The sequence below is a fragment of the Halorussus lipolyticus genome (assembly GCF_029338375.1).
Taxonomy (GTDB): Archaea; Halobacteriota; Halobacteria; order Halobacteriales; family Haladaptataceae; genus Halorussus; species Halorussus lipolyticus.
Window position 1 is genome coordinate 1,645,704 of sequence record NZ_CP119804.1, and the last position, 24,069, is coordinate 1,669,772.

Below are 24,069 nucleotides of genomic sequence, written 5' to 3' on the forward strand. Positions count from 1 at the left end.
CTTCGCTCGGCGAGCCAAACAGATGTGAAATCCGAAAGGCGTCCTCGCTCCACTCCGTCATAATCAAGTCGCCGCGCTGTCCACCGACGCCCATGTTCCGAACCGGTCATTACGGCGCGGCGCTCGCGGTCTACGCCCCGTTCGGCGCGTGGCTTCTCTCGCTCGGCCACCCCGGAGCCGCGGTGGTCGGCGGCGCGGGGGCCGTCTGGCTGACGATGCTCCCCGACTGGGACCACCGGGTCTCGTTCGTCTCCCACCGCGGGCCGACTCACACCCTCGCGTTCGCCGGCCTCCTCGGCGTCGGCGCGTGGGTCGCGGTCGGCGTAGCCATGGCGGGCCTCGGGGGGAGCGCGAGTGGGACGAATCTCGCCAGTCTCGCGCTCGGGTTCGGCGCGCCAGCAATCGGCCCGCTGTCGCTCCGGGCGTTCGCCGCCAGCGTCGTCGCGCTGTCCGTCCTCGCACACCTCTCCGCCGACCTGCTGACGCCGATGGGGGTGCCACTCCTCTGGCCTGTCACCGACCGGCGCTACTCGCTGTCGGTGACGACCGCCGACAGCGCGGCGTGGAACTACGCGCTGTTCGTCGTCGGGGTCTTCGCCACCGGCGCGGCGGGGTATCTCGGCCTCGAACTCCTCGCGCGGGGTGGTATCTAGTTAAGCTACAGATAGCTTTTGGAGAAACCACCGGCGCGGTCGGCGGTGGCCGGCATCAAGCGGACCGAGGACGACTGGCGACTCGGGACGAAGTAGCCGGGACTCAGAACTCCGAGAGCGTGGCGCTCTCCGAGGCCCGACGGAGCGGGCGGCCTTCGTCCTCCGCGGCGCGAGCCAAATACGCTCGAAACCGGCCGGACGAAGCTGTGCGGCAGACGACACCTTCGTCGGCGTCGTACTCGGCGACGCCCTCTTCGGCGAGTCGAGGGAGGTGGACGTGGTAAAGGTCGGCCACGACCTGCTCGGTGGGGACGCCTTCGAGAGACGACACCTCCTCGGCGAGGTCGGTCAGCCCAATCGGGTCGGAGTGGCGATACAGCACGTACAGCGCGTTTCGGCGGCGCTCGACAGCGAGTAGCTCGAAAATCGCGTCGAGCGAGCGTCCCGCCGAACCGCGTTCGGCGGGGGCGTCGCTTTCGGGGTCGTTCGAGGTCGGTTCTCGGTTCGACTCGTTCGGAGCATGACTCATTGTCTTGTGAGATGGTATCACACACGCATTATAAATCTAGGCAGATTCATTGAGAACGATAGCATCGAAACAAACGCGATGCGGTCGGGGCGTTTGCTCGGGGCTAGCGACGACGCTCAGCGACCGGTGCTGGTGGTTCTCACCAATCCCGATAGGACAGTTCGTCGGCCTTGTTGGTGACCGCCCGCATCATGCACCCGTGGCAGACCCAGAGGTCGCCCCCGTTGCGAGAGACCAACCGGGTCCCCTCCGGCTTGCGGTCCTCGCAGATGTCACAGACTCGCATGGTTCGTGTTAGATACGTGGAGGTTTCAATCTCTCGGGCAGGCGTCCGAGTCGGGTGACGCCGGTCCTCAGACTCGCGCGACTCCCGACGCTCCCGACTCGCGCGAACGCGGTTCCCGGCGGCGGATTTTTGCTCTCGTCGGCCGATTGTTGGCTTCATGGCCGGGATAACCGAGTGGTTCGTCCGCGTGGTGGGGCGCGACCCCGTGATGCAGGGCTTAGCCGGCGGCATCGTCATCGCCGCGCTGAACACTCTCGGGGCGGCGCTGGTGGTCGTCTGGCCGAACCCCTCCGACCGGGCGCTCGACGGCGCGCTGGGATTCGCGGCGGGGGTGATGCTGTCGGCGAGTTTCACGAGTCTCATCCTTCCCGGAATCGAAATCGGGGGCATCTGGCCGGTGCTGGCCGGGTTCGCACTCGGGGTCGTCCTGCTCGACCGGGCCGACCAGTGGGTCCCTCATATCCACGTCGTCATCACCGGTCGGGGCGGAGAACGTTCGAAGGAGGAGAGAGCGGACGGCGACCCTCGAATCGAGGAGGACACGGCGACCGGCCGGACCCGAATCGACCCCGACGACGACCGGACCGCCTCGGTCTTGCTGTTTATCGTCGCCATTACCCTCCACAACATGCCCGAGGGGTTGGCGGTCGGGGTCGGGTTCGGGTCGGGCAACCTCGGCGACGCGCTGGCGCTGATGCTCGCCATCGGCATCCAGAACATCCCCGAGGGCCTCGCGGTTTCGGTCGCCGCCGCCAACGCCGGATTCGGGTCGCTGTTCTACGCCACGCTGGCAGGAGTCCGGGCCGGCCTCGTGGAGATTCCGCTGGCGGTGTTCGGCGCGCTCGCGGTAGGAATCGCCGCGCCGATTCTCCCCTACGCGATGGGGTTCGCGGCGGGCGGGATGCTGTTCGTCATCAGCGACGAAATTGTGCCCGAGACCCACGCTCGGGGTCACGAGCGAATCGCAACCCTCGGGACGATGCTCGGTGTCGCGGTGATGTTGTATCTCGACATCGTGCTCGGGTAAGACTCTAGAAGCGATTATCACACTCGGAACCGTTGCGTTTCGCATGGAACACGTCGAATACGTCTACACCTTCGGCATGACCGACGAGGAGGTAGACGAATACCTCCGCGAGAACGAGGTGGGCGTCCTCTCGCTGGCGGACGGCGGGGACGCCTACGCGGTCCCGGTGGGGTACCACTACGACGGCCAGCGCCTGCTGGTCCGACTCGGCGAGCGCGACGACAGCACCAAGATGGCGTATCTGGATTCGACCGACACCGCCACGCTGGTCGTCTACGAGAAGGACGACGAGCAGTCGTCGTGGAGCGTCCTCGTCCGGGGGACGCTCAGGGAACTCCCGCCCGAATCGGACCGGGAGGTAAACGAGCAGTTCGAACCGTTTCGGCTGTTCGGCGAGCGCATCGAGGACGTGGACGCCGCCGTCTACGAGATGGAGATAGCGGAAGTGACCGGGCGGCGGACCGACTGACCTCGGGCGCGGGGCGGGTCCGACTCGCGCAACCCCTAACCCTCCCGAGGCCCAAGTCGGACCATGAGCGAGGAGACTTCCCGAGACGCCGGCGACCTGCCCGAGACCGAAGACGAGTGGCGCGAGCGACTTTCAGACGAGGAGTACGAGGTCCTCCGGGAGGCCGGGACCGAGCGACCCTTCTCGGGCGAACACGTGGACCGCAAAGACGACGGGACCTACGCCTGCGCCGGGTGCGGCGCGGAACTGTTCGATTCGGAGACCAAGTACGACTCGGGGTGCGGGTGGCCGAGTTTCTACGACACCGACGACGACCGCATCGAGACCCGCCGGGACACCAGCAAGGGGATGGACCGCATCGAAGTGCTGTGCGGCAACTGCGGCGGCCACCTCGGCCACGTCTTCGACGACGGCCCGGAACCGACTGGCAAGCGTTACTGCATCAATTCGGCCGCGCTGGACTTCGACGCCGACGAATAGACCGACCGCGACCGGGGCGAGTCGGTGTCGAATCGGCCACAAGCCTTATACGCGGAAATCCGAACCTTTATTTTCTTATCATCTCTCTGGAACGATATGGCCAACACCGGTATCCACCTTGACAGTTCAAACACTGCCGTCGAAGACACCCCTTCTCGACCGAGCGTAACCGTCAAATACGGCCCGACAGCGCCGGTCGTAGACAGTCCGATTCTGTGCGAGGCCGACTATTCCGCCGAGGACTCGGACGTCGAGTACCAGTGGGAGTTCGGCGACGGTGCGACCGCAACCGGCAAGAGCGCGAGCAACATCTTCGACAGCGCCGGCAAACAGTCGATTACGCTGACCGTCACCCACGCCAACGGCCGCATCGAGACGGTCCACGAGACCTTAACGGTCTACCGCGAGGCCACCGTCGAGGTCTGCGACGAGGACTGCGAGGACGAGTACGTCACCGTCGCCATCCGCGGCGACTCGGACTTCGACCCCGCCGGGTCGGTTGCGGTTGACTCCCTGCGATTCGGCGCACCGACCGCGCTGGCGATGGGAAGCGGGTCGTCTCCGGTCGAGACCGACGAGCGAGACGGGGACCTCCTCGTCCAGTTCCGCCGCGCGGCCCCGACTGCCGACGGGTCGCCCGGCCGCCTCGCCGGACGCACGGCCGACGGCGTCCCCCTCGCGGGAACCGCCGACGCGCTCTGAGTGAGCCTTCAGCAAGAAATACGTGTTCTAAGTAACGGAGAATAGTTGTAAAAGACGTGTTTTTATTTCTACGGTTGCTGTTCGTGCGTCGTGAACGGCGTAATCGCGGCGGTCCGCTGGGCCACCGTGGCGATGCGCAGGACGAACGCGAACAGCACTGCCAGCGGCGCGAATCCGACTGCCACCGTCCCGGCGAGCAGTAGCGGCGGAACATTGGTGTAGAACGACTGGGCGGAGGGTCCCGCCGCCGCCACCAGCATCACCGTCGAGACGATTTCGGCGGGCACGCCGACGTAGAGCAGGATTCTGGACAGCGACGCCAACTCGCTCTGCATGAACAGCGTCTTGAAATACTGGCGGGCCACGTCTATCTGCCGAAGACGACTCACGAGTTCCGACAGCTCCGCGCGCTCGTCCTCGGTGAAGGCCTCGCGGTGACGTTGGGCGAGAAGTTGGACCTCCCGAATCTGCTCGCCGTAGTTGGTGTTCAGCGTCGCCGACAGCGCGTTGAACGTCCCCACGTCCGAGTCGGTCAGTAGCCGACTCACGCCCTCCATGTGGTTCTCCAGCGACGTGGCGAGGTCGTCTAACTCCCCGTCGAGGTCGGCACCGTTGCCCTTGATGTCGTGGAGTTGCTTGACCTGCTCGTCGGTGTTCTCCAGCAACTGCGCGAGGAAGTCCGAGGGCGTGACTGGCGCGATTTCACCGCCCGAGGCGGTCTGGACCTCTTGGCGGTAGCGCGTGACCTCCCGTATCTGCTCTCGGAGTTCCCCCGGCGAACTCAACTGGCGCGAGAGGACCAACTGGTTGATGGACAGCACCAGCGTGATGAGCGTCAGGTTTCCGCCGACCTGCGCGCTGTAGACGTACAACAGCGGGACCGACCAGCGGACCGCCCGCAGGACCACGAGTTCGACCGCCACGAGGAGCGCGAACACCACGGCCAGTAGGACTCCGGCCACCACCAACCGGTCGCCGTTCAGTATCAACCAGTCGAACGGCCCTTGGTCGTCGCCGAGTTCGGGCAGGCCGATGCGGAGTTCCGTCTTCGGCCAGTTCATCGAACCCTCGTTACGACGGTCGGCCACGAAAAACCGCTGGCCCCGGAACGCCGAGTTCCGCGCCGCTGAGAGACGCGACCCGTCACACTCGAAGCCGAATCGTCGCGTCGGTGACGTTCGAGACGTACCGGTCTTCGAGGTGATGCACGTCTTGGTTCACCATCCCGTCCCACCCCAACTGCGACACCGCGTCGTCGGCGTCGGGTTCGACCGCGACGTACAGGTCGCCGTCCCGGACCTCCTCGACGAAGCCGATTTCCACGCCGCTCTGGGCCACGACCCGCTTGTCGAGTTGGTCGTCCGAGTAATCTGCCATGCCACGAGATTCGGTTTCCGCCACCGAATGCGTTCGGGCCGAGGAGGGATGCCGACGACTCGGCGCGCGTAGTTCTGCGCGCGACGAGTCACTGCGCTCCGGGTCACGCCGAGCCACCACTTGTCGTGGTTCGCCGAGACACACTTATGGCAGTAGGGCGACTACTTCCGAACGAGTACCGATGAGTCGAACCGCCAGCGACGGGGCCGCGAGTACGGGAGAACCGACCGCCAGCGACCCCGAGACGACGACCGACGAATCGGCCGCGGAGGCCAGCGAGACAGTCGGCGAGGCCGACCGGTCGGCCTCGCAGACCGAGTACGAGCGCCTCCGAACCAAGAAGAAAGAGCGGCGGGGCAACGCCGAGCGGGCAGAAATCCGGGACGTGTTCGTCGGCGAGCGCCGGGTCGTGCTGACGCTGGGGTTCGACTGGACCACCGACACCGAGCGGTCGGCCTACGACCTCGACAGCGACCGGGACGTGCTGAAACTCGAAGACCTCGCGGAGTCGAACGGGTTCGACTTCGAACAGGTGTCGTTTCTGGAGGGCGAGGACATCTCGGTCGTCTACACCGGCGACGAGTGGGTCCCCAAGGCCCACGTCGAGTACGTCGAGGGCGAGGGGTCGGCGGGCCAGACCTTCGTGACGGAGTTGCGACTCCTCGGGCGCGAGTTGGCCCGGTCCCCGAAGGTCCTCCGGCGACTGGTCCGGGTCTCGCGCACCATGACGACCAAGCAGTTGGTCATCGCCGTCATCGTCGTCAAGAAACTGATTATCGTGGCCCTGCTGGCGTGGCTTCTGCTCTGACCCCCGTCGGAACGCTTTTTCTCGCTTCGGCCCGAACAGGTCCTATGGCCAATCCCGTCCCGGAGGCGGCCGAGGAGTTACTGACCAGCCAACCCCTGATGGCCCATTTCGCCACCTGCACCGACGAGCGACCGCACGTCGCGCCGGTCTGGTACCACTACGACGAGGGGGCCGTCGAGGTCCTGACCACCGGTCGGAAACTCGCCAACGTCCGGGCGAACCCCCGCGTCGCCATTTCGGTCCAGAAAGACGACGCGGGAACGGCCCAGTGGATGGTGACGCTCCGCGGGACCGCCACGGTGGTCGAGGACGACGACGAACGCCGGGTGGCCGCCGAGCGAATCAACACCAAGTACGGCGCGGAACCCGACGAGTACCCCGAGAACGTGCTGGTCCGGGTGGACGTGGGGTCGGCGAGCTATCAGACGTACTGAACCTACTCGAACCGCTCCCGTATCTCTTTTCTCGCCTGTGCGTCCCGCTCGGCACCGCTCTCGATTCGCTCGCGCATCTTCGCGGCCGTCTCCGACGAGATGATACCAGCGACCTCCTCGGAGACCTGCACGGACTTGCTCACGACAATCGATAGTTATCCGTCATCCGTTATGAAGGCTAGGCCGGCGATGAGTGTCCGGAAGCAAACGAAAATCTGTTTTAGATATACGTACTTGTTTCTGAAAGAATTATTCGGGATTCTTATTCGATGGCGAACCGCAGAATCGCGGCCACGCCGTCGAACCCCTCGCGGAACTGCTCGCCGCGGGCGAAGTCGGTCGAGACGACCACGCAGTCGCCGCCCTCGTCGTCGGCGCGCTCCCGAATCTCTCGAACCGTCTCGGCCGGGAGGTCCGCCGAGACCAGCACCGTCTCGACCGCATCGTAGCTCAAGGCTTCTTCGACCTCCTCGCGGCCGTAGACGACCTCGGTCTCGTCGGCATCTGGCGCGCTGTCTCCATCGGCGGAACCGACGTGGAGCGCGTCGAAAAAGCGGTCGAGGACCTCGCGCATCTCGTCGCGCTCGGCGTCCCGAATCTGGTCGCTGGCCTTCTCCGCGAGTTGACGCAGGCCCTGCTCGGTGGCGTACTCGACCGCAAACGTGCCCAACAGGGCGTCTTCGAGGCGGTGGTCGAGGTGGTCGCCGTCCCGGAAGTCCTCGACCGTAATCTCGGTGCCGCCGACGAGCAGGCCGTCGATGCCCTCGTCCGCGCCGTCGGACTCCTCGCCGTGGTCGCCGAGGAACTCGCGTTTGGCCTCGTCGGCGACCGTCTCGAAGAACTCGTCTTTCTGGCGCTCCCGGTCGCGCTCGAATCGCTGGGCCGACTGGCCGCCCGCCTTGGTCTTGCCCATCACGTCGCTGTCGAACGTCTCGATTTTCTCCACGTCGTCGCCCTCCGAGAGGCCCAGCGCGGCCCCGCCGCGCTCGACCACCAGCAGGCCGAAGGTCTGACTCGTGGTGCGGCACGTCTCCAGCGGGTCAGTGTCGAACTCGTTGTCGCGCTCGTAGACGAACTCCGAGACGGGGGACGGCAGGTCGTCGAAGACGTACTCGACCGTCTCGCCGTCCACGACGCCGGCGTAGACGACGAGGCCGTTGTCAGGCGTCGAATCCCGGTGCTGGAGAACCCGCCTGAGAGCTTCCAGCGCCTCCAGATACGCGGCGTCCTCGCCCTGCTCGTCGATGTACTCGGCCTCGGCCCGGTCCTCCTCGACGCGCTCCAAGGCCTCGCCGACCGGCGTGTCGGGCGGAATCGCCAGCGTCACGAGGTCGTTCTCGGTCGCTTCGGCGTCCTCGACGCGCTCGACTCGCTCGCGGAGTTCGTAGGCTTCGATGTCCATGGGCGGTAAAATCCTATCCACAGTACGCCTCGGTCCGAATTGAGGGTTTGGGCCGATACTTTTCGGTCTCGGAGTGGTACTCCCCAGACGCTCATGCCCATCATCCACTTCGAGGAGGCCGACTCCCCCGAGCGCACCCAAATCGGCGAGGGCCTCGTCAAGTTCGCCCGAGCGGCCGACCGCCTCGAAACCGGTCGCCCGGAGGGCAAGTACTTCCTGAACCACGACGAGGGGTGCGGCGTCGGCGGCGAGCGAATCGAGGCGGGCGACGAGTTCTTCTTCGACACCGAGACCGGTGAGGTCCTCTGTACCGACCACGGCCGAGCGCGCCGAGAAGACTGACGAGCGGACGAAACGGGAGTCTGACCCGACCGGAGCCGACAGACCGATTTACCTCCGGGGCGACAGGTCTCCCATGTCTTCAGTCTCGAATGCCGACTCCTCGTCCGAAACAGCGGTGGCCGAATCCGAACCGACCGCGAGCGACGAGACCGACTCGTCGTCGGTACTGGATAAACTCGACACTGCCGCGACTCTCCTCCGGGTCTCGTTCGTCGTCGTCGCGCTCGCGTTCACCCTGATACCGGTTGTCGGCGTGCTGGCCGGGTGGGCACCCTTCGACCCGCCGCCGAGGACGCCGTATCTGGCGCTGGTCGGGGTCGCGCTGGTCGGGACCGTCGCGCTCGTCGCCGCCGAAATGTGGGACGTGTAGCCCGACCGACCCGTGTTCTTCGTCGGTCGCCGGTACTCGTCGTCGGTCGCCCGGCGCTATCGCCGAAAACGCGGTGCCTATACGCGCCGAGAGAGTATTGGGGAACATGAGCAAGATTCGGCCCTCGGAACTCGGCGAGCGACTGGGAGACGGCGACGTGTTCGTCCTCGACGTTCGACCGCGGGAGAACTACCAGCGCCGCCACATCGACGGCAGTTACAACGCGCCGGTCTACGGCGACCTGCGTCGGGGCGACACCGCCGCGCTCGACGACCACCTCGACTCGATTCCCGAGGACGCGGACGTGGTGACTGTCTGCAAGGCCGGGGTGGTGGCCAAGAAAGCGACGAGTCGATTGGCGCAGGAGGGCTACGACGCGGTGACCCTCTCGGGCGGATTTCGCGGATGGCGACACTACGAGGACCAGACGCTTCTCTACCGGGTCGCGTCAGCGATTCGGGGCCTCGTCCGGTAATCGGACTCGGTGGCTGAATCGCGCTCGGTCGGGGTTGCTCCGGGGCGAAGTTGTACCCCCGATGGAACTCCGAACGCGGGGTTAGTCCTCGCCCGAGGCCGCGGGGGTCTGGGTGTCCGACGAACGCTCGCCGGGGGTTTCGCCGGTCCGCTCGGGCGGCGCGTCGAACAGCGGACTCTGCTCGCCCGGCGTCAGCGTGTTGAGGACCAGCGCGGTCAGTGCGGTCATGATGACGGGTTGGCCGAAGAACGTCTCGGCGGCGCTCGGTAGGCCTTGCAGGGCCTCGGGCCGGGTAGCGACGCCGAGACCGAGACCGAGCGAGACGCCGACGATGACCATGTTCCGGCGGTTCAGGTCGGTGTGGAGGAAGATAAGCCGGGTCCCGCTCGCAGAGACCATCCCGGCCATCAGCAGGACCGCGCCGCCGAACACCGCGCTCGGGATAGTCGTGACCGCGGCACCGACCTTCGGGCTAAATCCGAGAATCGCCAGCAGGACGCCCGCGACGCCGACGACGTGGCGACTCATGACGCCCGTGAAGTTGACGATGCCCGCGTTCTGCGAGAAGGAGGTGACGGGGAAGGCTCCGAAGACGGCACCGAGCGAACTCAGCAAGCCGTCGGTGAACAGGCCGCCGCGGAACTCGTCGTCGGTCGGGGTCCGTCCCTCGGCGGCCGTGACCGACGACATGTCGCCGACCGTCTCCATCGCCGACACCAGAAACAGGAAGGCGAACGTGACGATGGGAACTGGTTCGAAAGCGACGCCGAACGCGCCGGGTTTCGGGACCGCCAGCCACGAGGCGTCGGCGACCGGCGCGAAGTTCACGAGGCCGAACGCGACTGCTGTCGCGTAGCCGACGGTGATGCCGACGAGGGTACTCAGCAGGCGGGTGACGCCCGACGAGAACAGGTTGAGGGCGACCGAGACGCCCAGCACGAGCGCCGCGAGGCCGATGTTGTGGAGCGCGCCGTAGTCCTCGACGCCGACTCCTCCGGCCGAGTAGTCGATGGCGACCGGGACGAGGTAGAGACCGATGATGACGACGACGAGACCGGTCACGAGCGGCGGGAAGAAGGATTTGATTCGCTTGAACTGCCACCCGATGAGACCCTCGACCGCGAATCCGGCGACGAGTATCGACCCGAAGACGACCGCTAGTCCGGCGTCAGCGCCGATAGAGGTCGCCGCGCCGACGAAGGTGAAACTCGTGCCCATCACGATTGGGAGTCGCGCGCCGACCGGGCCGACGGTGTAGGCCTGCACGACCGTCGCCAGCCCCGAGAACAACAGTACCATCTGGACGATGTAGGCGGTGTCTGCCGCGCTGAGGCCGACTGCGCCCGCGACGATGTAGGCCACCGCCGTCGCCGGGACAATCATCACCGCGACGTGCTGGATGCCCAGCAGGAGCGACTTCAACCACGGCGGCTTGTCGTCAAGTTCGTATTCGAGTTCGATTTCCCCGTCGGTTTGGGTCATGCTATACCCCGGACGTACCGGCCGGGTTTCATAATAGTTTCGCGTTCGAGCGCATTTTCACTCCTGAAATTACCATATTATACAAGTTCGTGCCCATGAAGTCGGTTTGACCGTCCTAGGAAAATTGCGTCGTGATTTCTCTCCACTTCGGCGCGCGGGAGCGACCGAACAAAGTGAGGGAGACTCGTGCGAGGGACGAACGAGAGAGCGAAGCGAACGAGTGAGGAGGTTGGGGAGGTGTGAGGTTCGCGGTAGCGGTACGGAGCGGTCTCCCCCAAAGCAACCAATATGAACGTAAAAGAATCAAAAATACACGTTAGTAACTCCTATATGTGGTCTGAGGAGACCGCTACGTTCGTGGCTAGCGAAGCGAGCCAATCGCCAGAAGAAGCACTCTCGTCTAGTGAATCGTGACTTCGTAGTCCTCGACCGAGATGTCCACCAGACTCGTGGCTTCGTAGTCGGTCTCGTCCAGCGCCGTCTCGCCGACTTTCCGAATGACGACCACGATGTCGGCGATTTCCGCGCCGATGTCGTCCAGCGCGTCGCAGATGGACGCGAGGGTGCCGCCGGTCGAGAGGAGGTCGTCCACGATGAGAACTCGGTCGCCCTCCTCGACGTCGTTGATGTACATCTCCGACTCGGAGTAGCCGGTGGTCTGGTGGAGCGGGACCTCACCGTCCAGACCGTACTCGCGCTTCCGGATGACCACCAGCGGGATGTCGGTCTGGAGCGAGAGCGCGGTGGCGATGTGGATGCCCATGGCCTCGGGCGCGACGATTTTGTCCACGTCGAGGTCCGCGGCCTGCGAGACGCCCACAACGACCTCGCGGAGCAGTTCGGGTTCCAGCATCGGCACCCCGTTGCTGATGGGGTGAACGAGGTACTGGTAGCCGTCTTTGTCGATAATCGGCGCGTCGTGTAGGGACTCGTGAAGCCGGTCCATGCCGTGTGTTGGGTAGATGGGTGGCAAAAGCGGTTCGTTCTGCGGGCGAAAAAAGTGATAGACTGTACTCCCCGAGCGTCGGGGGACGTGGTGGGCGGCCGTTCTACGAGTTGACGTTGGTGACTTTGAACCAGAAGGTCTCCTGCGTGCCGTCGCCGTAGACCAGCGTCGCGCCGATGTAGTTACTGTTGGGCTTGTCCTGCACCGGGTCAACCGTCAGCGCGACGTTGCCGCCGTCGTAGAGGCCGAAGTCGGCCTGTCCCGAGGTACCGGCGTCGTAGACCGCGCTGGTGTCGAGTGACTTGAGGTTGCCGTCCACCGCGAAACCGTCGGTGCTGTCGGCGGTGCCGACCGTATCTCCGTTCAGGGTCACTTCGTCACCGGTCTGCTTGATGGTGCTGACCGAAACGTCGGTTTCGAGGGCGAACTGGTCGATAGTGACCGACTGGTCGCCGATGTTTTCGAGCGTGAAGGTCAGACTTTTCGACCCGGAGGTCTGGGTCGAGGAGCGGGCCATTCGTCCGGCGTCACCGTCCTGACTTCCGCCCGACGAGGGGTCGTCGGCTGAGGCGTCGGGGTTGGTCTCGAAGATGGTGCCGGACGCGCCGACCGCGATGTCGTTGTTGGACTGGTCGACGACCGCCTTCAGCCCTTGGGAGTTCGGAGTGGTGTCCTCCGACCACGAACCGTCGGCGCGGTCGAAGACGGCACCCGAGTTGCCGACGGCGTAGCCGTCACCGCTCTCGACTTCGATGTCGCGGAGACCGACCGTGCCGATTTTGTTCTTGAACCATTTGGGCGTGCCTTCGGCGTCGGGCTTGTAGTGGTAGACCGTGCCGCTTCCACCGGCGACCCAGACGTTCTCCTTGCCGTCCGAGTCGATTCCGTGAAGCGATATGTCGGTGTCGGCGATACCGGTTTTGTTCCACGTCGTGCCGTCGATAGTGTGGAACACCTTGCCGTTGCCGTTGAGGAGGTGGCCCTTCTTCGTGTCGTAGAAGTCGATGGACTTGATGGCCGCGCCCTGACCGGGCGAAACGTAGTTCCACGAACCGCTCGCTCCGTTCTGGAACGAGTAGAAGACGTTGCCGGATGCGCCTGCGACGTAGACGTTGGCCTCGCCTTCCTTGCCCGTCACGGCAACGTCCTTGAAGTTGTTCGTCGCGTCGTTGGGCGCGGAGTGGTCCACGAGGTCGCCAGTTTCGACGTCGTACTCGCCGATAGCACCCGACGACCCCACGAACCAGAGGCGCTTGCCGTCGTCGGTCACGTCTGCACCGTAGAGGCTGTTCCCGTTGCTGGTCGGGCCGTCCTGTACGACCGCTTTCCACCCTTTGTCGGTCCGTTCGAGGACGACGCCAGAGCCGCCGACCGCGAAGTTGTTGCGCGCGGTCTGTTCGACGTCGTAGAGCGTCACGCCCACCGGACTCGTGACCAACTGCCACGAAGCAGACTCCGCGGAAACCGACCCCGCGCCGAGCGTGGAGGCCGCAACAGTTGTGCCACTCAACTTCAGGAACCGTCGTCGTGTCGCGTTGCGTTCGCTCATAGCGCAGTCGACTCTGGTTTCTGGGTGATATATCAAGGCTGGTTGCCGTCCCGATACTTTCAACGGTTTAAACGTTCAGTAGAACCGTCAATAACGCCGCAAATTCCATTTCCGTCGTATTATTTTACTACTTACTATAACAGAGAAAAACTAGGTGAAAACAATGCAAAACAGAGCGGTCATTTAAGATAAGACGGCGAATCAGCGTCTCATGCGTTACTTTGTGACTCATTCTCCTGCGGGAAAACACGTCGGCGCGCGACTCGGCGGTTCGGTGTGGTCGTTGGTGACACGTTCGAAACTTCGACGGCATCCGTCGTTCTGCAGAAGCGTCTAGTGAGGGTGCAAAACGGCCTCGGCACTCATAGGGCTCGTCACGACTGGTTGCCGAGACCAGTTCGGAGCGCGTGCTTCGTCATCGGCCACGCGGTGGTACTCACTCCGTCGAAAAGACCTTTGCCTTCCGGATGGCCGACTCCGTGACGTTTAGGGCAGTGCCCGGCGAACCCCCGGCCGTGGGAGTCTACGACCGCTATCTCGCCGCCCGCCTCCGGAGACACGGCGCAGACCCGCCCAGCCACGTCGCCGTCATCATCACCGAGCGTGACCTCCTCGAACAGGGGGCCTACGGGACGCTGGAGGCCTTCTTCGAGTGGGCCTTCGAGTACGACGCCGAGCGCGTGACCGTCTACGTCAGCGTCCTCGACCCCGAGGCCGCCCCGACGTTGCGGCGCGAACTCGACCAAGTGTCGGCACCCGAACCGCTTGCAGTCCGCGGCCCGGACGACACCCAGCGCGCCGACGCGCCGATTCAGGTCTCCATCGGACTGGGCGGCAAACACGAGTTCGCCGGCGTCGTCGAAAAAATCGCCGAGGACGTACAAAGCGGCGAGTTATCTGCCGAGGAGGTAGACGAAAGCGAGGTCGAGGAGCATCTGGTCTTCCCCGCGAACCCCGATTTGGTCCTCAAGACCGGCGCGGAACGGCTCTCGGACTTCATGATTTGGCAGTCGGTCTACTCCGAACTCTACTTCACCGACGTGAACTGGCGGGACTTCCGCAAGCGGGAGTACCTGCGGGCGCTCCTCGATTACAAGAACCGCCAGCGGCGGTTCGGTCGGTAGCCAAAGAAACAATTTTGATGCTTAGAAAATCATTCTTATTGCTTTAGAATATATTATCCACTGGCGGCTCCGAATACGGCGCTATCACCCACGTTTAACTGATTTCTACGCAGAAGTCCGGTATGGACGAAACATCACGTTCCGACAGGCTCCGGAAAGCGGGCGCGACGGCGTGGCGAACGACGGTGTTGGTTCTGGCGACCCTACTCGTCGCGCTCCTGTTCGTCGGCATGGGGTATCTCGTCTACCGGGGCGAGATTTCCGAGGGACCCTTCGTGTTGATGACCGGCGTCGTCCTCGGCTACCTCCTGCGGGCGGTCCACGGGTATCTCTGAGGCCGACCACAACCGAACCCTGTCACGCCATCGTCCGCTACGACAACTTCCCCGACCACCCCGGCACTCCGAACCACCACAGCAATCATGGCGAAAACTGGCCCTGACACACCCGACGACGAACGACCGGACGACGACCGAGTGCTACACATCCACTTCCGAGCGGGCGACTCGGAGCGCATCGAGGAGACCCTCGACGCACTCGACAGGGGCGAGACGCCCGACCCCTACGTCGAGCGCGTCTATCACGACCCCGACGAACTCCACCGAATCACGCGGCCCAAGAATCTGGAACTGCTCCGAACTATCGTCCGGGAGCGTCCCGCCAGCATCCGCGAAACCGCCCGATTGGTCGGACGAGACGTGCGGCAAGTCCACCGGAATCTGGAGGAACTCGAAGGACTGGGACTGCTCGACTTCGATGAGACCGACCAAGCGAAGCGCCCCCGAGTCTGGTACGACGAAATCAACGTCGAGTTACCGCTCGGAGAGGATAGCGCCGAAGACTCCGAGACAGCGGAAGTCTGACGAATCGGGCAGGGTCAGTCCACCGACGACGACTCGCTCTCGAGTTCTAACTCCTCGACGCCCAACTCCTCGACCGCCGACTCGTCGGGCAGGTTTCCGCGGAATCGACTCACGATTCTGCGGGCCTCGGCCAACTCGACGCCGCCGAGTTCCCGGACCAGCGCCAGCGCCCGCTTGGCCTTCGCGCGCCGCCACGACTCCTCGCGGGACTCGTAGGTCCGGATGCCCCGGAGGAAATCGACCTTGGAGAACTCGGGCCAGTAGGGGGTACAGAAGAACACGGCGGCCTCGTTGCCGTTAGCGTGCCACGGCAGGAAGTTCGAGGTCCGCTCGTCGCCCCCGGTCCGGATGATGAGGTCCACGTCCCGAACCGGCCGGTCGTAGATGCGATTCTCGATTTCGGCCACGTCGATGTCCTCGGGGTCGAGTTCGCCGTCCTCGACGGCCCCGGCAACCTCGCGGGCCGCCCCGAGGAGTTCGTTGCGACCGCCGTAGGCCAGCGCGACGTTGAGGGTGAACGAGTCGTACTGCTCGGTCCGACCCTCGGCGTACGCGACGGCCTCTCGGACGCGCTCGGGGAGCTGGTCAACCTCGCCGATAGCGCGGATGCAGACCTCCCCGTCGTGGACCCGCTCGTCGTCGCCGAACTGGTAGAGTTTCTCCTCCAGCAGGTCGAATAGGGCCTCGCGCTCGTGGTCGGGCCGGTCGAAGTTCTCGGTCGAGAAGGCGTACAGCGTTAGCTCCTCGACCCCCATGTCCTGACACCAGTTCATCACGCGCTCGGTGGTCTGTGCCCCCGCCCGGTGGCCGTCCGGGGCCTCCCCGCCCTGCTTGCTGGCGTAGCGTCGGTTCCCGTCCTGAATGACGGCGACGTGGGCCGGTGCGCCCGATATTTCGCGTCGCAGGAGTCTCTCGTAGGCGGCCTGAACTCGCCGCTGTGCCCACTGGAACATCCGTTGGTGGCACCGACACTTCCGAGCGCAATTAGCCTTTTGACCCCGAACTCTCCACCGACCGACCTGTCGGCCGAATAGCTCCAGCTAGTTGCATACCTTTTTAAGCGTGGAGCGACTTGAGACAGAATGCAATGGCGAAAGGTACGGTTGATTTCTTCAACGACACTGGCGGTTACGGTTTCATCGACACTGAGGACGCTGACGAAGACGTGTTCTTCCACATGGAAGACATCGGCGGTCCCGACCTCGAAGAGGGGCAGGAAGTCGAGTTCGAGATAGAGCAGGCGGACAAGGGTCCGCGCGCGAAGAACCTCGAACGTCTGTAACGCGTAACAGTCGAACTGAGTTTTTATTGACGCAGATCGGATAGCGACTGCGCAATCGAACGCCGACGATTCGCCCGGATAGCGGCCGGTCTCCTCGGAACCGTAGGGCGTTTAACGGCCGGTCGGCTTCTTTCGGACATGGAAGACGCACTCGACGAGGACCTCTATCGAAGGACCAAGCAACTGCTCGAACCCGGCGAAATCCAACTCAACGGGGCCGTCGTCCACACCGACCTCGGGAGCGACGACGAGACCGAGATGCACCAAGCCACCGTGGACGTGGGCGAAATCATCGCCGAACACGCCGGTTTCGACCCGAAGGACACCTTCGTCTACTCGGGCACCGACGACACCGACTTCGCGTCGAACCAGCATCAGGGCCTGACGCTGGACGACGAGTCGTTCGTCTGGGAGTGCCAACAGCTTCTGCGCGAGGGCACCTTCGACGTGGTGTTCTACTACGAGGCCAGCGCCGACCAAGACGCCATCCTCGAAGACGTTCGGGACCTCGGCTTCGACGTGACCGGGGTCGAAGGAGAGTAGCGATTCGGCGACCGAACCGATTGGGGATTGGCCGGTTTCGGGCGTGTCGATTGTGGGAACGTGCCACGATGTGTCGCGTTTGGAAGGGTTTACGTAGGGTCCGGACTAAGCTCCCGATAAGACGGTTCGGCAAGCTCTCGAAGGGTATATCCATGACTTTCAGAACCTCTCCCGCTGGCACGCGAGTCGGGAGGCGGTACCCGTGACGGTGGCGACGGGTGTCGTCTCCGGCGTTCGGGTCAGCCACGACAAGGCGAGTTTAGACGACGTTGAGGCGGCCTGTCACGCCGACGAGCAGATGGTACTGGAGCGACTGCTCGACGTGCCGGGCGTCGACGAAGCGTTCGTCATGCAGACCTGCAACCGCTTCGAGGCCTACGTCGTCACCGATTCGGCGGCGACCGGCCGAGCAGTGCTGTCTGACTTTTCGCCCGATGTGGGCGGCCACTCGGTCGTGGAGATGGGCCACGAGGAGAGCCTTCGCCACCTCCTGCGAGTCGCGGCCGGACTCGAATCGCTCGTCTTGGGCGAGGACCAGATTCTCGGGCAGGTGCGGGACGCCTACGAGTCGGCCCGCGAGGTCGGCGCTATCGGCCCGATGCTCGACGACGCGGTGACGAAGGCCATCCACGTCGGGGAGCGCGCCCGGACCGAGACCGCTATCAACGACGGCGCAGTCTCGGTCGGGAGCGCGGCGGTGACGCTGTTGGCCGAACACACCGACCTCGGCGACGCCACCGGATTGGTCGTCGGCGCGGGCGAGATGGGCACCATCGCGGCCCACGCGCTGGCCGACGCCGGCGTCGAGTCGCTGTACGTCGCCAACCGCTCGCTCGACAGCGCGACCGAACTCGCCGAGGACGTCGCCCACGACGAGACTCACACCACTACGCTCGACGGTCTCTCGTCGGCGCTCGACACAGCAGACGTAGTGGTCACGGCGACCGGAAGCGACGACCACGTTCTCGACGCGGGCGACTTCCACGACGCCGGCGAGGTGCTGGCCGTGGACATCGCCCGTCCTCGGGACGTCTCGCCCGCCGCCGACGCGGTAGAGGGCGTCACGCTCTACGGCATGGAGGCGCTGGAGTCGGTCACCGACGAGACCGAGCGCAGACGCCAGCGGGCCGCCGAGTCGGTCTCGGCCATGATTGACCGGGAGTTCGACCACCTGCTGGAGGGCTACAAACGCAAGCGCGCCGACGAGGTTATCTCGGCGATGTACGAGAGCGCCGAGCGCGTCAAGGAGCGAGAACTCTCCGAGGCTCTCTCGAAGTTGGAGGCCCACGGCGACCTGTCCGACGACCAGCGCGACATCGTGTCCTCGATGGCCGACGCGCTCGTCTCGCAACTCCTCGCGCCGCCGACCAAGAGCCTGCGGGACGCCGCGGCAGAGGACGACTGGGGGACCATCAACACCGCACTCCAACTCTTCGACCCGGATTTCGGCGAGGAGGGCGCGCCCCCGGAGTTCGTCCGCGAGCAAGGCAGCGAGATGCCCGACAAAATCCCGGACGAGATGGCCGATCAGATACCCGACGAGATTGTGGCGGCCGTCGGCGACGACGACTGAAGCCGTATCGGTTTTTGCCGTTTTCAGACTCTCGTAATTCACAGCTATTGTGGCAGGCGAACCGTGTCTGAACACACGCTACTGACTCGAAATCGGCGGTTGCAACAGCTATTTGATCAAGAGATAGCCAGCGAAGGCGACAACGGCCATCATCGCACCTAACGCCGAGGTAAAGACAAGCGCAGCCAGAAAACCGATGAATCCGGCGTCGGTGATAGTTGCAAGCGAATCTAAGACGACCCACGTAACAGTGAGTGTGGCGAACACCCCGAGCGACTTCAGGATGTAATCAACGATCTCGTTGAGTTCCTGTTTAGTTGCCATTGTTCTGGTCCTGTCTCCGCTTGCGCTCTTTTCGAAGTTTGATTTCCCTCCTCATAACTGTTCACTTCCGTCTCCTAACTGCTCGCTATCCGTATCATCGGCCTGTTCTGAATCGGTTGCTGCATCTTCGGCTTTTGTCTCTGCTTGCGCCGGTTCGGTTCCATCCTTCTCTGGCGTTTGTCCCTTAGATTCGTTCTGTGTTCCGTTATTATCCGGCGTCTGGCAGTTTTCATCGTTGCCCGTTTCTCCGCTTGTTTCTTCGGGAGACCCTTCTTCGGTAGGCATCTTCCTGAACATCAGTCCTGCAACGATGGCAATCATGACGAACGTGAGCAGGACGAAAACCAATGCAGTCCGTAAGACTCCAGCCATATCTGCCGTCAGTCCTCCGGCGACAGCGATGCTTCCACCGACCACGAGAAGAAGAATACCGATAAAGAGGTACTTGTTGATGTCCTGTCCAACTTCCGCATATTCACTCGTCGTAAGTCGCAATAGCCCAGTGAAAAGCGGGAGCAGAATTCCGATGGCTTGAATCAGACGGAGTGCGTATGCGGGGTCCGAACCGGAGATATCTGCGGGTACATTCCCGACTCCTTGCGGCGAGATTAGCAAGATACTGAGTACCGTTAAAAGGGTACCGACCAGCGTACCGACTCCAAAAATAATCTTCCAATCGTATTCTTGAAACGACTTTTCACCAACCATACAGAGCCTGCAAACCTTGTAGTCGTATGAGACTATTCTGGATAAATATATCTTTTCGTTTCGATATGTAAATTTCGATTGAAGCGTTACACTCCAAGGTTCGGACACGCTCCCGTCACAGGAATTTATTTACAATAGTACCGAAGTCCCGGTATGGCAGAGCTACTTTCCGACGACGAAATCGAGTCCCAACTCCCTGACGGTTGGGAGCGCAAAGGTGACGAAATCGTCCGAAGCTACGAGTTCGATGACTACCTCGAAGGCGTCGCGTTCGCCAGCGAGGTCGGCGAACTCGCCGAGGAGGAATTCCACCACCCGACCATCGAAATCGGTTACAAGGAGGTCGAAATTCGGTTCACCAGCCACGAGGAGGGCGGCATCACGGACGAGGACATAGACATGGCGGAACTGACCAACGACCTGCGCTGACTCCATGGAGGCCAGATACGTCTTCGCGGTCCGGTTTCGGCTCGAACCCAGCGCGGGCGGGGTCTCGGTCGAACCGAACGAGTTCGAGACGCGCCTCTATCGGGAGGCCGACCCGCCGGGCGAGGAGGGTTGGCTGTTCTTCCGGGACAACCTCTGGCGCGGCGACATCAACGACGAGCGCCACTTTCGGCGACTCACCGAGGAGGCGCTGGGCGAGACGGTCCTCTCGGTCGAGTATCGCGCGCTGGAGACCGACGAGGAGTATCTAGACGCCCTGAAAGACGAGATTCGGGCGGACTTGGAGACGTTCAACGCCGATTCGGTCTCGGAGGTGCTGAACAAGTATCTCGGGAGTTCGCTAGAGGTTGAGAAGGAAGAAGACTGAGAAGTTGGATTCCGTTTCACGGTCTCGACAGCAGACACTGAGAATACCGGAAAGAAGGTTTAGAAAGCCCCCGCCCGGTCGCGGTCGCTTGCTCGGCATATCTGCGCCTCTCAGCACCGCCCGGCGCAGATAGTGGCCGAGCAAGCGACCACGGGCCTGCGGCCCGCGACCGGGCGGCCCCTTTCAGTCCACCCAGACCGCTGTTTCTGGGGCCGGGTGCATCCTCGTGGAGAGTTCCACCGAGCGCATCCCCGGTGGTCAGGCGTCACGCGACCGGAAAACGTTTAAATTGCCCGAGTGCTTACAGCATTGTCCCTATGGTCGCCCGCGAGTACGATTACTGGTTGCTCGACTTAGACGGCACACTCATCGACGTGGACTGGTCGTATCCCCGGTCGGTGTTCGACAGGGTTGGCGACCGCCTCGGTCGGCAGTTCACCGACCGCGAGGCCGAAATCCTCTGGCACGGTCTCGGCGGCAATCGCAATGACCAACTTCGCGAGTGGGGTATCGACCCCGAGGAGTTCTGGCCTGCGTTCCACGACATCGAGGACCCACAGCGCCGGGCAGAGGAGACCTACCTCTACGAGGATGCCGAGTTCGTGGGCGACCTCGACTGCCCGGTCGGGCTGGTGACCCACTGCCAGCCGTTCCTCGCCAATCCCGTGCTGGACGAACTCGAAATCCGCGACTGGTTTGACACCATCATCTGCTGTGACGAGGACTTAGGGTGGAAGCCCGACCCAGAACCGCTCCACCACGCCCGCGAGCAAATCGGCGTACATCAGAACAGTCACGACGGCGTTTACGCGGGCGACGGCGCGAGCGACGTCGGCGCGGCGTGGAACGCGGGCCTCGACGCGATTCACGTCGAGCGCCACGGCCACAGCCGCAGAGAGCAATGCGTCTTGGGCGACTACCGAGTCGAGACCTTCGACGAACTGCTGGTGACCGCCGACGCGGATTGAGAAGACCCTCAGCCGCTCTCGTCCCAAATATCTCGTTTCTTCGGCTGTACACCCCTATGTTTTACACGTATAGAAATTTCTTTAGCAATTGTATATATTTCTGATGCCGGCCGCATACCGCTACGCTTTTACGCTCGTGTGAGGCTACTGTCTGGAAAGATGTACATCGTTATCGTCGGCGCTGGCAATATCGGCAGTCCGCTCATCGAGATTGCGACCGCGGGCGGGAACGAGGTTGTCGTCATCGAAAAAGACGAGGAGAAGGCCGAACACGTGGCCTCGACCTACGATTGTCTCGTCCTCAACGACGACGCGACCACCAAAGACACGCTCCGGGACGCGGGCATCGACCGCGCTGACGCGCTCATCTCCACGACTGACCAAGACGCGACCAACATCATGGTCAGTCTACTCGCAAAGGAACTCGAAGTCCCCAACATCGTCTCGGTCGTCCACGACGCCGAACACATGGACCTGTTTCGGCGCATCGGCGTGAACACGATGCAGAACCCCCAGCGACTCATCGCCGAGTACCTCTACCGGGCGGTCAAGCGCCCCTCCATCATCGACTACATGCGCGTCGGCGACGAGGCCGAGGTCTTCGAGATTACGGTCAACGCCGACGCCAACATCGCCGGGCAGACGATTCAGCGGGCGGCTACCGAGGGTCTCCTCCCCAAGGACATGCTCGTCGTCGCCATCGAACGCGACGGGGCCGACCAACCCATCACGCCCCGCGGGAACACCGAAATCCGAGTCGGTGACGTGGTGACTGTCTACTCGGAGCGCGGCGCGACGCCCGAGGTGACTGACGTGTTCGGTCACTTCGAGGACCACGCGAGCGAGGTCTGACGTGGCCCGAAATCGGACGGTCTGCCGGATTCCGGCGGACCTCGCCATCATCGCGCGAGACGTGGGGTCGCTCCTCGCCATGGAGGCCGGACTGATGACCATCACGGTCGGGGTTGCGCTGGTCTTCGCCGAGTGGTATCCCGCGCTCGCCTTCCTGCTCGCTGGCGGTCTCACCGCCAGCATCGGTCTCGGCGCGAAGCAGTACTTCGCCGACGCCCCCGAACCGCGGATGAAACACGGGATGATTATCGCCGCCGCGGGATGGTTCTGCGTCGCGCTGTTCGGCGCGATTCCCTTCTTCCTGACTGCGTACCTGACCCCGCCCGAGGTCATGGCCACCTACGTCGAGTCGGCCCCCGCCGGAACCTACGAGGCGGTGACGATGCTGGGTGTCGAGTCCCGGTCGAGTCTGGTCTACTTCCGAGACCCGCTCCACGCCTTCTTCGAGAGCATGAGCGGATGGACCGGGTCGGGACTGACGATGGCAGTCCACGAACCCACCCTGCCCCGCGCCATCCAGTGGTGGCGGTCGTTCATCCAGTGGGTCGGCGGCGTGGGCGTCATCGTCCTCACGACCGCGATTCTGGCCCGGCCCGGAAGCGGGAGCTACGCTCTCTACCGGAGCGAGGCCCGCGAGGAGAAGATTCACCCGAGTATCATCTCGACGGTCCGGACCGTCTGGAAGATTTTCGTCCTCTACACCGCACTCGCAATCGTGGCGATGTTCGTCGCCATCTCGCTGTCGGACTACGGCTCTCGACTGCCGACGTGGCAGGTGTTCTGGCAGGCGCTCAATCACGCCATGACCGGTCTCTCGACGGGCGGATTCTCGGTCACGGACAACTCCATCGCCACCTACGACTCGCCGCTCATCGAGACGGTGCTTCTGCCCATCATGGCGCTCGGGGCCATCGCCTTCCCGATTCACTACGGCATCCTCTCGAACCGTGACGCCGAACCCCTCTGGGAGGACCTCCAGACCCGGTGGCTGTTCGTTCTGTTCGGGGCCGGCGTCGTGGTCCTCTCGCTTCAGAACGCGGCCGCCGTCACCTCAGCGTTCGACGCCGCCAACTACGCAGGCTTGCAGACGGTCGGTCTCTCGGCGGCCCAGACCACCGCGGTCCGGGACTCGGTGTTCCAGTGGGTGAGCGCCCTCTCGTGTACCGGGTTCCAGTCGTCGGGCATCGGCGACTGGAAAGCGGGCGGAAAGCTCCTGATTTCGGTCGGGATGGTCATCGGCGGGGCCGCGGGTTCGACCGTCGGCGGCATCAAAATCATCCGGGCCTACACCATCGGCCGAGGCATCGTCTGGCAGTTCTCCAGAGTGTTCCTGCCCGAGAGCGCGGTCGTCACCGCCAAGATAAACGGCCGGAAACTCGGCAGAAACGGGATGGAACGGGAGTTCAGCGAGGCCGCCATCGTCAGTCTGCTCTGGGTCGTCCTGCTGGTCGCCAGTTCCATCGTGCTGGTGAACGTCGCCGGACCGGACTTCGGCTACGCCGACGCGCTGTTCGAAGTCGCCAGCGCGCAGGGCAACGTCGGCCTCTCGACCGGCATCACCGGACCGGGCATGAACCCCCTCGCGGAAGCGATGTTCCTCCTCAACATGTGGGTCGGCAGACTCGAAATCATCCCGATTCTGGTGTTCGGGCGCTCGCTGATTTACGGGCTGACCCCGCGCTGAGGA

32 protein-coding genes and 1 pseudogene are annotated in these 24,069 nt (G+C 63.7%); 21 read left to right on the forward strand and 12 right to left on the reverse strand.

Annotated elements, in window-relative coordinates:
• Positions 1-92 precede the first annotated feature (92 nt).
• Positions 93-653 carry a metal-dependent hydrolase gene (locus P2T57_RS08320; protein ID WP_276302017.1) on the forward strand — a complete coding sequence of 187 codons (561 nt, stop codon included), beginning with the start codon at positions 93-95 and terminating at the stop codon, positions 651-653.
• A 103-nt stretch (positions 654-756) separates the two neighbouring features.
• On the opposite strand, the gene P2T57_RS08325 is transcribed toward P2T57_RS08320, so the two are convergent.
• Both P2T57_RS08325 and P2T57_RS08330 read right to left on the reverse strand, forming a co-directional pair.
• Positions 757-1,182 carry a DUF7344 domain-containing protein gene (locus P2T57_RS08325; protein ID WP_276302018.1) on the reverse strand — a complete coding sequence of 142 codons (426 nt, stop codon included), beginning with the start codon at positions 1,180-1,182 and terminating at the stop codon, positions 757-759.
• 139 nt (positions 1,183-1,321) lie between these two features.
• A complete protein-coding gene (locus tag P2T57_RS08330; protein WP_276302019.1) occupies positions 1,322-1,468 on the reverse strand; it encodes a hypothetical protein in 147 nt (48 codons plus the stop codon).
• Positions 1,469-1,625: 157 nt separating this feature from the next.
• Between P2T57_RS08330 and P2T57_RS08335 the strand changes: the two genes are divergently transcribed.
• The 4 genes from P2T57_RS08335 (at position 1,626) to P2T57_RS08350 (ending at position 4,146) form a co-directional block, all read left to right on the forward strand.
• Entirely contained in the window at positions 1,626-2,495 is an 870-nt protein-coding gene (locus P2T57_RS08335; protein WP_276302020.1) for a ZIP family metal transporter, read from the forward strand.
• Positions 2,496-2,538: 43 nt separating this feature from the next.
• Positions 2,539-2,964 carry a pyridoxamine 5'-phosphate oxidase family protein gene (locus P2T57_RS08340; protein WP_276302021.1) on the forward strand — a complete coding sequence of 142 codons (426 nt, stop codon included), beginning with the start codon at positions 2,539-2,541 and terminating at the stop codon, positions 2,962-2,964.
• A 63-nt stretch (positions 2,965-3,027) separates the two neighbouring features.
• The gene (gene msrB / locus P2T57_RS08345; RefSeq protein WP_276302022.1) at positions 3,028-3,444 is read left to right on the forward strand and encodes a peptide-methionine (R)-S-oxide reductase MsrB; all 417 of its coding nucleotides are present in this window, start codon (positions 3,028-3,030) and stop codon (positions 3,442-3,444) included.
• Positions 3,445-3,540: 96 nt separating this feature from the next.
• Positions 3,541-4,146 (forward strand): PKD domain-containing protein, encoded by a 606-nt coding sequence (locus tag P2T57_RS08350; RefSeq protein WP_276302023.1) that lies wholly within the window; start codon positions 3,541-3,543, stop codon positions 4,144-4,146.
• A gap of 68 nt (positions 4,147-4,214) precedes the next feature.
• Here the strand turns inward: P2T57_RS08350 and P2T57_RS08355 are convergent, their stop codons facing one another.
• The gene (locus P2T57_RS08355) at positions 4,215-5,207 is read right to left on the reverse strand and encodes a DUF7972 family membrane protein (protein ID WP_276302024.1); all 993 of its coding nucleotides are present in this window, start codon (positions 5,205-5,207) and stop codon (positions 4,215-4,217) included.
• Positions 5,208-5,289: 82 nt separating this feature from the next.
• Positions 5,290-5,523 (reverse strand): hypothetical protein, encoded by a 234-nt coding sequence (locus P2T57_RS08360; protein ID WP_276302025.1) that lies wholly within the window; start codon positions 5,521-5,523, stop codon positions 5,290-5,292.
• A gap of 181 nt (positions 5,524-5,704) precedes the next feature.
• Here P2T57_RS08360 and P2T57_RS08365 point away from each other — a divergent pair, with 181 nt between their 5' ends.
• Positions 5,705-6,331, forward strand: coding sequence for a hypothetical protein (locus P2T57_RS08365; protein ID WP_276302026.1), 627 nt, complete (start codon positions 5,705-5,707; stop codon positions 6,329-6,331).
• A gap of 44 nt (positions 6,332-6,375) precedes the next feature.
• On the forward strand, positions 6,376-6,765 hold the full coding sequence (locus P2T57_RS08370; RefSeq protein ID WP_276302027.1) for a pyridoxamine 5'-phosphate oxidase family protein: 390 nt from the start codon (positions 6,376-6,378) through the stop codon (positions 6,763-6,765).
• Between the two features lie 2 nt (positions 6,766-6,767).
• On the opposite strand, the gene P2T57_RS08375 is transcribed toward P2T57_RS08370, so the two are convergent.
• Together P2T57_RS08375 and P2T57_RS08380 are read right to left on the reverse strand one after the other, a co-directional pair.
• Complete coding sequence (locus tag P2T57_RS08375) at positions 6,768-6,908, reverse strand: hypothetical protein (protein ID WP_276302028.1); 141 nt, start codon at positions 6,906-6,908, stop codon at positions 6,768-6,770.
• 119 nt (positions 6,909-7,027) lie between these two features.
• Positions 7,028-8,167: a Vms1/Ankzf1 family peptidyl-tRNA hydrolase gene (locus P2T57_RS08380; RefSeq protein ID WP_276302029.1), complete on the reverse strand. Its 1,140-nt coding sequence runs from the start codon at positions 8,165-8,167 to the stop codon at positions 7,028-7,030.
• A gap of 93 nt (positions 8,168-8,260) precedes the next feature.
• Between P2T57_RS08380 and P2T57_RS08385 the strand changes: the two genes are divergently transcribed.
• The 3 genes from P2T57_RS08385 (at position 8,261) to P2T57_RS08395 (ending at position 9,354) form a co-directional block, all read left to right on the forward strand.
• Positions 8,261-8,509, forward strand: a complete 249-nt coding sequence (locus P2T57_RS08385; protein ID WP_276302030.1) for a DUF8075 family protein — start codon at positions 8,261-8,263, stop codon at positions 8,507-8,509.
• A 73-nt stretch (positions 8,510-8,582) separates the two neighbouring features.
• Positions 8,583-8,879 (forward strand): hypothetical protein, encoded by a 297-nt coding sequence (locus tag P2T57_RS08390; RefSeq protein WP_276302031.1) that lies wholly within the window; start codon positions 8,583-8,585, stop codon positions 8,877-8,879.
• Positions 8,880-8,985: 106 nt separating this feature from the next.
• On the forward strand, positions 8,986-9,354 hold the full coding sequence (locus P2T57_RS08395) for a rhodanese-like domain-containing protein (protein ID WP_276302032.1): 369 nt from the start codon (positions 8,986-8,988) through the stop codon (positions 9,352-9,354).
• An 81-nt stretch (positions 9,355-9,435) separates the two neighbouring features.
• Here P2T57_RS08395 and P2T57_RS08400 read toward each other — a convergent pair whose 3' ends face one another.
• The 3 genes and pseudogenes from P2T57_RS08400 to P2T57_RS08410 all read right to left on the reverse strand — a co-directional run.
• Complete coding sequence (locus tag P2T57_RS08400) at positions 9,436-10,836, reverse strand: uracil-xanthine permease family protein (RefSeq protein ID WP_276302033.1); 1,401 nt, start codon at positions 10,834-10,836, stop codon at positions 9,436-9,438.
• Positions 10,837-11,236: 400 nt separating this feature from the next.
• Positions 11,237-11,782, reverse strand: coding sequence for a hypoxanthine/guanine phosphoribosyltransferase (gene hpt, locus P2T57_RS08405; protein WP_276302034.1), 546 nt, complete (start codon positions 11,780-11,782; stop codon positions 11,237-11,239).
• 583 nt (positions 11,783-12,365) lie between these two features.
• Positions 12,366-13,331: pseudogene (locus P2T57_RS08410) on the reverse strand (WD40/YVTN/BNR-like repeat-containing protein); the annotation flags it as partial.
• A 515-nt stretch (positions 13,332-13,846) separates the two neighbouring features.
• Here P2T57_RS08410 and P2T57_RS08415 point away from each other — a divergent pair.
• From P2T57_RS08415 to P2T57_RS08425, 3 genes are all read left to right on the forward strand, one after another.
• The gene (locus P2T57_RS08415; RefSeq protein WP_276302036.1) at positions 13,847-14,455 is read left to right on the forward strand and encodes an undecaprenyl diphosphate synthase family protein; all 609 of its coding nucleotides are present in this window, start codon (positions 13,847-13,849) and stop codon (positions 14,453-14,455) included.
• 122 nt (positions 14,456-14,577) lie between these two features.
• The gene (locus tag P2T57_RS08420) at positions 14,578-14,790 is read left to right on the forward strand and encodes a hypothetical protein (protein ID WP_276302037.1); all 213 of its coding nucleotides are present in this window, start codon (positions 14,578-14,580) and stop codon (positions 14,788-14,790) included.
• Positions 14,791-14,877: 87 nt separating this feature from the next.
• The gene (locus P2T57_RS08425; protein WP_276302038.1) at positions 14,878-15,318 is read left to right on the forward strand and encodes an HVO_A0114 family putative DNA-binding protein; all 441 of its coding nucleotides are present in this window, start codon (positions 14,878-14,880) and stop codon (positions 15,316-15,318) included.
• Positions 15,319-15,332: 14 nt separating this feature from the next.
• Here the strand turns inward: P2T57_RS08425 and uppS are convergent, their stop codons facing one another.
• A complete protein-coding gene (gene uppS, locus P2T57_RS08430; protein ID WP_276302039.1) occupies positions 15,333-16,271 on the reverse strand; it encodes a polyprenyl diphosphate synthase in 939 nt (312 codons plus the stop codon).
• A gap of 134 nt (positions 16,272-16,405) precedes the next feature.
• Between uppS and P2T57_RS08435 the strand changes: the two genes are divergently transcribed.
• The 3 genes from P2T57_RS08435 to hemA all read left to right on the forward strand — a co-directional run bounded on the left by P2T57_RS08435 (position 16,406) and on the right by hemA (position 18,716).
• On the forward strand, positions 16,406-16,600 hold the full coding sequence (locus P2T57_RS08435; protein WP_128476257.1) for a cold-shock protein: 195 nt from the start codon (positions 16,406-16,408) through the stop codon (positions 16,598-16,600).
• A 138-nt stretch (positions 16,601-16,738) separates the two neighbouring features.
• Positions 16,739-17,143: a DUF5778 family protein gene (locus tag P2T57_RS08440; protein ID WP_276302040.1), complete on the forward strand. Its 405-nt coding sequence runs from the start codon at positions 16,739-16,741 to the stop codon at positions 17,141-17,143.
• A 208-nt stretch (positions 17,144-17,351) separates the two neighbouring features.
• Positions 17,352-18,716: a glutamyl-tRNA reductase gene (gene hemA / locus P2T57_RS08445; RefSeq protein WP_420028537.1), complete on the forward strand. Its 1,365-nt coding sequence runs from the start codon at positions 17,352-17,354 to the stop codon at positions 18,714-18,716.
• 108 nt (positions 18,717-18,824) lie between these two features.
• On the opposite strand, the gene P2T57_RS08450 is transcribed toward hemA, so the two are convergent.
• Complete coding sequence (locus P2T57_RS08450; RefSeq protein WP_276302042.1) at positions 18,825-19,040, reverse strand: hypothetical protein; 216 nt, start codon at positions 19,038-19,040, stop codon at positions 18,825-18,827.
• 51 nt (positions 19,041-19,091) lie between these two features.
• Positions 19,092-19,748 (reverse strand): hypothetical protein, encoded by a 657-nt coding sequence (locus P2T57_RS08455; protein WP_276302043.1) that lies wholly within the window; start codon positions 19,746-19,748, stop codon positions 19,092-19,094.
• A gap of 153 nt (positions 19,749-19,901) precedes the next feature.
• On the opposite strand from P2T57_RS08455, the gene P2T57_RS08460 reads away from it, so the two are divergent.
• The 5 genes from P2T57_RS08460 to P2T57_RS08480 all read left to right on the forward strand — a co-directional run bounded on the left by P2T57_RS08460 (position 19,902) and on the right by P2T57_RS08480 (position 24,066).
• On the forward strand, positions 19,902-20,177 hold the full coding sequence (locus P2T57_RS08460) for a 4a-hydroxytetrahydrobiopterin dehydratase (RefSeq protein ID WP_276302044.1): 276 nt from the start codon (positions 19,902-19,904) through the stop codon (positions 20,175-20,177).
• 4 nt (positions 20,178-20,181) lie between these two features.
• Positions 20,182-20,562, forward strand: coding sequence for an LWR-salt protein (gene lwrS / locus P2T57_RS08465; RefSeq protein WP_276302045.1), 381 nt, complete (start codon positions 20,182-20,184; stop codon positions 20,560-20,562).
• Positions 20,563-20,879: 317 nt separating this feature from the next.
• Positions 20,880-21,530 carry an HAD family hydrolase gene (locus tag P2T57_RS08470; RefSeq protein ID WP_276302046.1) on the forward strand — a complete coding sequence of 217 codons (651 nt, stop codon included), beginning with the start codon at positions 20,880-20,882 and terminating at the stop codon, positions 21,528-21,530.
• Positions 21,531-21,689: 159 nt separating this feature from the next.
• Positions 21,690-22,382, forward strand: coding sequence for a potassium channel family protein (locus P2T57_RS08475; RefSeq protein WP_276302047.1), 693 nt, complete (start codon positions 21,690-21,692; stop codon positions 22,380-22,382).
• Position 22,383: 1 nt separating this feature from the next.
• Positions 22,384-24,066 carry a TrkH family potassium uptake protein gene (locus tag P2T57_RS08480; RefSeq protein WP_420028518.1) on the forward strand — a complete coding sequence of 561 codons (1,683 nt, stop codon included), beginning with the start codon at positions 22,384-22,386 and terminating at the stop codon, positions 24,064-24,066.
• The last annotated feature ends 3 nt before the right edge of the window (positions 24,067-24,069 follow it).

Bases quoted from the DNA above. Each gene is read 5' to 3' on its own strand.
- P2T57_RS08400 (WP_276302033.1), bottom strand. From the start codon at position 10,836: ATGACCCAAACCGACGGGGAAATCGAACTCGAATACGAACTTGACGAC.
- P2T57_RS08385 (WP_276302030.1), top strand. From the start codon at position 8,261: ATGCCCATCATCCACTTCGAGGAGGCCGACTCCCCCGAGCGCACCCAA.
- P2T57_RS08355 (WP_276302024.1), bottom strand. From the start codon at position 5,207: ATGAACTGGCCGAAGACGGAACTCCGCATCGGCCTGCCCGAACTCGGC.
- msrB (WP_276302022.1), top strand. From the start codon at position 3,028: ATGAGCGAGGAGACTTCCCGAGACGCCGGCGACCTGCCCGAGACCGAA.
- lwrS (WP_276302045.1), top strand. From the start codon at position 20,182: ATGGAGGCCAGATACGTCTTCGCGGTCCGGTTTCGGCTCGAACCCAGC.
- P2T57_RS08365 (WP_276302026.1), top strand. From the start codon at position 5,705: ATGAGTCGAACCGCCAGCGACGGGGCCGCGAGTACGGGAGAACCGACC.
- P2T57_RS08450 (WP_276302042.1), bottom strand. From the start codon at position 19,040: ATGGCAACTAAACAGGAACTCAACGAGATCGTTGATTACATCCTGAAG.
- P2T57_RS08390 (WP_276302031.1), top strand. From the start codon at position 8,583: ATGTCTTCAGTCTCGAATGCCGACTCCTCGTCCGAAACAGCGGTGGCC.
- P2T57_RS08455 (WP_276302043.1), bottom strand. From the start codon at position 19,748: ATGGTTGGTGAAAAGTCGTTTCAAGAATACGATTGGAAGATTATTTTT.
- P2T57_RS08325 (WP_276302018.1), bottom strand. From the start codon at position 1,182: ATGAGTCATGCTCCGAACGAGTCGAACCGAGAACCGACCTCGAACGAC.
- P2T57_RS08380 (WP_276302029.1), bottom strand. From the start codon at position 8,167: ATGGACATCGAAGCCTACGAACTCCGCGAGCGAGTCGAGCGCGTCGAG.
- P2T57_RS08475 (WP_276302047.1), top strand. From the start codon at position 21,690: ATGTACATCGTTATCGTCGGCGCTGGCAATATCGGCAGTCCGCTCATC.
- P2T57_RS08425 (WP_276302038.1), top strand. From the start codon at position 14,878: ATGGCGAAAACTGGCCCTGACACACCCGACGACGAACGACCGGACGAC.
- P2T57_RS08335 (WP_276302020.1), top strand. From the start codon at position 1,626: ATGGCCGGGATAACCGAGTGGTTCGTCCGCGTGGTGGGGCGCGACCCC.
- P2T57_RS08435 (WP_128476257.1), top strand. From the start codon at position 16,406: ATGGCGAAAGGTACGGTTGATTTCTTCAACGACACTGGCGGTTACGGT.
- P2T57_RS08440 (WP_276302040.1), top strand. From the start codon at position 16,739: ATGGAAGACGCACTCGACGAGGACCTCTATCGAAGGACCAAGCAACTG.
- hpt (WP_276302034.1), bottom strand. From the start codon at position 11,782: ATGGACCGGCTTCACGAGTCCCTACACGACGCGCCGATTATCGACAAA.
- P2T57_RS08340 (WP_276302021.1), top strand. From the start codon at position 2,539: ATGGAACACGTCGAATACGTCTACACCTTCGGCATGACCGACGAGGAG.
- P2T57_RS08395 (WP_276302032.1), top strand. From the start codon at position 8,986: ATGAGCAAGATTCGGCCCTCGGAACTCGGCGAGCGACTGGGAGACGGC.
- P2T57_RS08420 (WP_276302037.1), top strand. From the start codon at position 14,578: ATGGACGAAACATCACGTTCCGACAGGCTCCGGAAAGCGGGCGCGACG.
- P2T57_RS08370 (WP_276302027.1), top strand. From the start codon at position 6,376: ATGGCCAATCCCGTCCCGGAGGCGGCCGAGGAGTTACTGACCAGCCAA.
- P2T57_RS08360 (WP_276302025.1), bottom strand. From the start codon at position 5,523: ATGGCAGATTACTCGGACGACCAACTCGACAAGCGGGTCGTGGCCCAG.
- uppS (WP_276302039.1), bottom strand. From the start codon at position 16,271: ATGTTCCAGTGGGCACAGCGGCGAGTTCAGGCCGCCTACGAGAGACTC.
- P2T57_RS08460 (WP_276302044.1), top strand. From the start codon at position 19,902: ATGGCAGAGCTACTTTCCGACGACGAAATCGAGTCCCAACTCCCTGAC.
- P2T57_RS08470 (WP_276302046.1), top strand. From the start codon at position 20,880: ATGGTCGCCCGCGAGTACGATTACTGGTTGCTCGACTTAGACGGCACA.
- P2T57_RS08320 (WP_276302017.1), top strand. From the start codon at position 93: ATGTTCCGAACCGGTCATTACGGCGCGGCGCTCGCGGTCTACGCCCCG.
- P2T57_RS08350 (WP_276302023.1), top strand. From the start codon at position 3,541: ATGGCCAACACCGGTATCCACCTTGACAGTTCAAACACTGCCGTCGAA.
- P2T57_RS08330 (WP_276302019.1), bottom strand. From the start codon at position 1,468: ATGCGAGTCTGTGACATCTGCGAGGACCGCAAGCCGGAGGGGACCCGG.